Here is a 4,783-nt window from a genome sequence, read left to right as displayed (position 1 = left end):
ATGTAGACAAACTCGATTTTGTAAGTCGAGTTCCTTTTTTTAATCAAGTTCTGATTTACTTGCCTTTGCGGCCATCGCCTTGTTCTTATTCCAAACCTTGAACTTCATGAAAAGCAGCAAGACCGATGATTACGATGAATAAAAGGCTGATGAAGAAGCCTGGTCTTATCTCCTTCTCAAGCAGGGTACCACTTACGGCAGCTAAAATTAAAAGGAGTCCGAAAACGGCCGTAATCTTACTCCAAATCTTATTTTCCAATATTTTGAATGAAGAAAGAATGATGAATGCCCAGTTATACAAAAGTAATATACCAGCAGATGTTGTAATGTATTCATAAATCTTGCCTGGCAGGAGCAAGGCAGTGATGATCGATCCTAAAAGTCCTAAGGCCCCAAGGCCCAGTGAGGGCAGAGGAAGATCCTTGAATTTCTTGATCTTTTGCATGAATAATGCGGGTGCATTCCCATCATCGGAGAGCGTTACCAATAGATTGGTCACACCAAATAGTGAAGCGGTCATCGTCGAGAAACCGGCAATGATGATCGCACCATTAAAAACGTGCGGGAAAAATGCCAGGTGATAACTGTCCAATGCCGAAACGAATGGGCTTTCTTTTTCACTGAATGCCCCTAACGAAATCATCGTTACGGCTAACCCCAATGAAGCGACATATATGATGGTAAGAACCAAGAGCATGATCGTCCCTGCCTTTGGCGCATCTTCCTTCTTTTTAAGCTGCATCGCCATCAGTCCAATGACCTCAATGCCGCCAAACGCATAAAAAGCATAGATGAGGGATGCCCAAAACCCTTTTAGTCCTTTTGGGAATAATTCATCATACGTATTCGGAAATGAGGGCGGTTTCCCTCCATCAAGACCAAACCAGCCGTAAATGGCACATATTGCAATAATGATAAACATTACGATTGCTGCTGTCTTAATTATTGCAAGGATATTTTCCACTCTGTCGAACCCTTTTGTTCCCAGCAATACCACCACGATTGAAACCATTGCATAACCGGATGCAAATAGCCACAGCGGGACTTTTGGGAACCAGAATTGAGATAATAGCGAAAGCGCAGTAAGCTGACTTCCCATGATCAATATATTAGAGGACCAATAATTCCACCCACAGCTAAAGCCAGCCCATCGTCCGAATGCTTTATTGGCATAATAACAAAAAGAACCCTCTTGAGGATCGGCAGCCGTCATCTTAGCAAGCAGATTATAAACGATGTAAGTGCCTAATGCAGCCAATACAAATGAAAAGACAATGGATGGCCCCGTCGTTTTAATCCCTATGGCCGATCCGAGGAAATACCCTGTACCAATCGTACAGCCCACGCCAACCAATGATAGCTGCCACCATTTCATATCACCTTGTTGTACACCTGATGCATCGGAATCTTGAACGGCCTTTCCTTTCGCTGAACTGCAATTGGCTTTTGTTGTCATTACGTCCCCCCTTCCATTATTCATAGTGTTGATAAGGCCATAATGAATTATGCAAGGAAGAAGTTTTCCAAATGATCAATCAAATAACATAATAAGACTTGAAGTGATATGTAATGTGCGTAATGCATTATGATAAGCTTGCAAAAATGCCTTTAAATCAAAATAAACCCAAAACCGATCAATGATAATCCAGGGATGATGGAAATGGCCATCTGTGATCATACGACCCTGCTCCAACGATCCAGGCATGCCCAAAACCCGTTCTTGATTCCTTTGTCGATACGAGCGGAATTCACCGGACCGATCGGTGCTATTAGGATAAGTCCAAAGTGAAAGTAACTCAGCAGTAAATGTACAGTCAGAAATCATCACCCGTTCGAGCCAGTGACTTGTACATTTTATGTGTCCCCCGGCCCATGACCTCCTGTAAAAAGTTGCGAGTTACAAACAAAAAAAGCCGTGTGAACGCCCGGCTTTTTCGGAGAAATTCTATTGAATCTATTAGGCAGCCGCTTCTTTTTTGTCTGAACTAATGAATTTCAGCACAATCAGGACGATGCCTATGCCAATGATCCCTGAAATGATATAGCTCATATTGAGATGATTTTTCATGACCAGTGACATGACCGGAGGGCCTGCCGCAACTCCGATGAACCTTGATGACATGTAAAAGGAGGTAATTGTCCCCCGCTGTTCCTTTTTTATATTTTGAGTGATGATTGCGTCGAGTGTCGGCAATAAAGCACCAATTGCTATGCCCACCAAACTCGTTACGAGTAATAAAAGGAACACTTTGTTTTTTGTAAAACCAACAAATACAAGACTAATTGAAAGGACAGCTATACTGATCATGATGATCTTTTTCATGATTGGTAATTCCCCCTTGATTTTTTTCCCTGCAACATAAGAAGACATACAAAGAAAAAATAGCGGGATCGCTATCACTAAGCCTTTTTTGACTCCATGCAAATCATGGATTTTTTCAAGATTGTCAGACAAAAAGAAAAGAACACCGAACAAAACCAACATGACAAATACACCAATCAGGAAAACTGTATATAACCACTTTCCTTCCTGCTTGAATATTTTTTTCGTATCATGCCAGAATTCTTTGAATTTCTTCGGCTCATCTTTCTCCTTTGGTACCTTTATAAAGAAAAAGACCAAGACAATAGATATTAAACTGAAGAATGAAATCGAGAAGAATGGTAAAAACCAGATAAATGCAGCAAATAGGGAACCCAATATTGGGCTTAGTACTTTCCCAAATGTATTCGAGGTTTCTATGATACCCAAACAAGAACTCGTTTTTTCATCATCATCCTTATATAGATCCCCCACCAGAGGCAAAATGATCGGCGAGGCCCCAGACGCCCCAATCCCTTGCAATACCCTCCCAATTATGATCCATGTATAGGGGTTTTCCATTTTCCATGATGCATAACCAGCGACCAAGCCACCAATAAGGGCTAGGATCAGACTTGGCAGGATCACCATCTTCCGACCGAATCGATCTGATAAATAGCCAGCTATGGGAATTAAAAAAATCGATGCAACGGAATAGCTTGTTATCACCATACTGGATTGAAATGAAGTTATCCCCACCTTTTCCTCAAAAATGGGCAAAACCGGAATAAGCATTGAATTTCCAAGTGTCATCACCAATGGAATCGATGCCATACTGATCAGACACCACACGCTTACATTATTATTATGCTTCCCATGACCTTCCATACTTACACTCCTCATCCATTATAAAAGCAACTAATTGCATAAAAGGTAGCCACTTGAAAATATGTTTTGCATCTTTTTTTAGATGTCTTAAATTATTATGTTATAGCGCAGAAAGATTTATTCAGTAGCGCTTTACCCAAAATTACCCCTTATGTCCATTAAAACGAAAGAACCCATTCTATTTAAAGAATGGGTCAGAATGCAGACAAACTCGATAATAATTCATTTTGCCAACAAGGTTTTGAGGGTTTGAAAAATTCGAAGGTTGCTCTCCCTTGGACACACTTTCCCCGCAGGAGTCTCGCACCCTTAAATTTCAGGAGGTACGAATCCTCTCCACATCATTAAAATTTTCATTAAAGCAAACCAGACCATGATTCACCATATCGACTCGAAAAAGGACTAAAAAGGTGGTACAAGTCCAATTGTTTGAATACATTCAAATAAGCGAAGATGTAACAAACGATGAGGTGATAAATTGGGTGTTTTTTTTAGTTATGTATTATTAGGCTTATCCCTGGCGGCCCCTATCGGTCCCATAAACGCTGCCCAATTGGACAAAGGAATTAGGAAGGGTTTTTGGCATGCCTGGATTTTTGGCTGGGGTGCCATTTTAGCGGATTTCGTTTTTATAGCCCTCGTCTTTTTCGGTGTCGTCCACTTTTTGGACAGCTCCTTCATGAAGACATTTTTATGGCTTTTTGGATTTTTCGTCCTGACCTATACCGGAATAGAAAGTCTGCTTAGTGCAGGTAAGATTGAAGTGAATGCACGAAAAGTGAAAGATTCCCTTTTTTCTTCATTCCTGGCGGGGTTCTTCATGTCCCTTTCGAATCCTTTATCCATTTTGTTCTGGCTGGGGATTTATGGATCCATTCTCGCAAACTCCGCTTCAAAATATGATATGGATCATTTACTTTTATACAGTTCAGGAATCCTCATTGGCCTCTTAGTCTGGGATTTCGCAATGGCCATCATCGCCAGCACCTTCAGACGCTTATTATCCAAACCCATTCTAATCGGCATTTCGATCATTTCGGGTATATCCCTCATAGGGATTGGCATTTACTTTGCCATCCAAGCAGCTAAGGTTTTATTCACATAAAAAGTTTAGGTAATGTAAGCATTCACTCATGAAAAATGGGCCGCCTATTTTATTGTCATTCTTTGTCCATGCCGGACACTTATCCCTCTTTGCTCATAGCCTGAAAGGGTAAACACAAAGGGAGGATTTCTTGAATGTATACTTACGGTTATTACTCTTATAATGTTCCTTATTATTACGATAATCCTTATGCTAATTTGCCTTATTATGATGACAGAATGCCAGTACAAACACTGGTTCCAGTAGCCACTATTCAGAGCCATTTAAACGCAGGCCGACAAGGCCATTGTTTCAGGGGTTTTTGGGGTAACAGCGAGCACACCTTTATTTTAATGGGGATAAATAATGTTACTGGCATGGTACAGATACTCGAAGGTGGCATTCCAAATGAAGTTCATCATACAGATATAGTTGGATTACAATACCTAGGATTAACCTGCCCTGTCGGTGGCGGCGGTCAGGGCGGCGGTCAGGGCGGCGGTCAAGGT

At 41.2% G+C, this 4,783-nt stretch carries 4 protein-coding genes; 2 read left to right on the top strand and 2 right to left on the bottom strand.

Annotated elements, in window-relative coordinates; all coding sequences use genetic code 11:
* Positions 1-85 precede the first annotated feature (85 nt).
* On the bottom strand, positions 86-1,456 hold the full coding sequence (locus tag IOC57_RS25320) for an amino acid permease (protein ID WP_207441340.1): 1,371 nt from the start codon (positions 1,454-1,456) through the stop codon (positions 86-88).
* Positions 1,457-1,957: 501 nt separating this feature from the next.
* Positions 1,958-3,190 (bottom strand): MFS transporter, encoded by a 1,233-nt coding sequence (locus IOC57_RS25315; RefSeq protein ID WP_286185187.1) that lies wholly within the window; start codon positions 3,188-3,190, stop codon positions 1,958-1,960.
* 478 nt (positions 3,191-3,668) lie between these two features.
* Here IOC57_RS25315 and IOC57_RS25310 point away from each other — a divergent pair, with 478 nt between their 5' ends.
* Positions 3,669-4,295: a LysE family transporter gene (locus IOC57_RS25310; protein ID WP_207441339.1), complete on the top strand. Its 627-nt coding sequence runs from the start codon at positions 3,669-3,671 to the stop codon at positions 4,293-4,295.
* A gap of 134 nt (positions 4,296-4,429) precedes the next feature.
* Positions 4,430-4,783, top strand: a 354-nt coding sequence (locus IOC57_RS25305; RefSeq protein WP_207441338.1) for a hypothetical protein, incomplete at its 3' end; no start/stop codon positions are given.

The organism is Bacillus sp. SD075 (assembly GCF_017355165.1).
In the GTDB taxonomy this organism is placed as follows: domain Bacteria; phylum Bacillota; class Bacilli; order Bacillales; family DSM-1321; genus Peribacillus.
Note: the sequence above shows the minus strand (reverse complement) of the source record. Positions and strands in the feature narration are given on the sequence as shown.

Coding starts and splice junctions, on each gene's coding strand:
- IOC57_RS25320 (WP_207441340.1), bottom strand. CDS start 1,456: ATGACAACAAAAGCCAATTGCAGTTCAGCGAAAGGAAAGGCCGTTCAA.
- IOC57_RS25315 (WP_286185187.1), bottom strand. CDS start 3,190: ATGGAAGGTCATGGGAAGCATAATAATAATGTAAGCGTGTGGTGTCTG.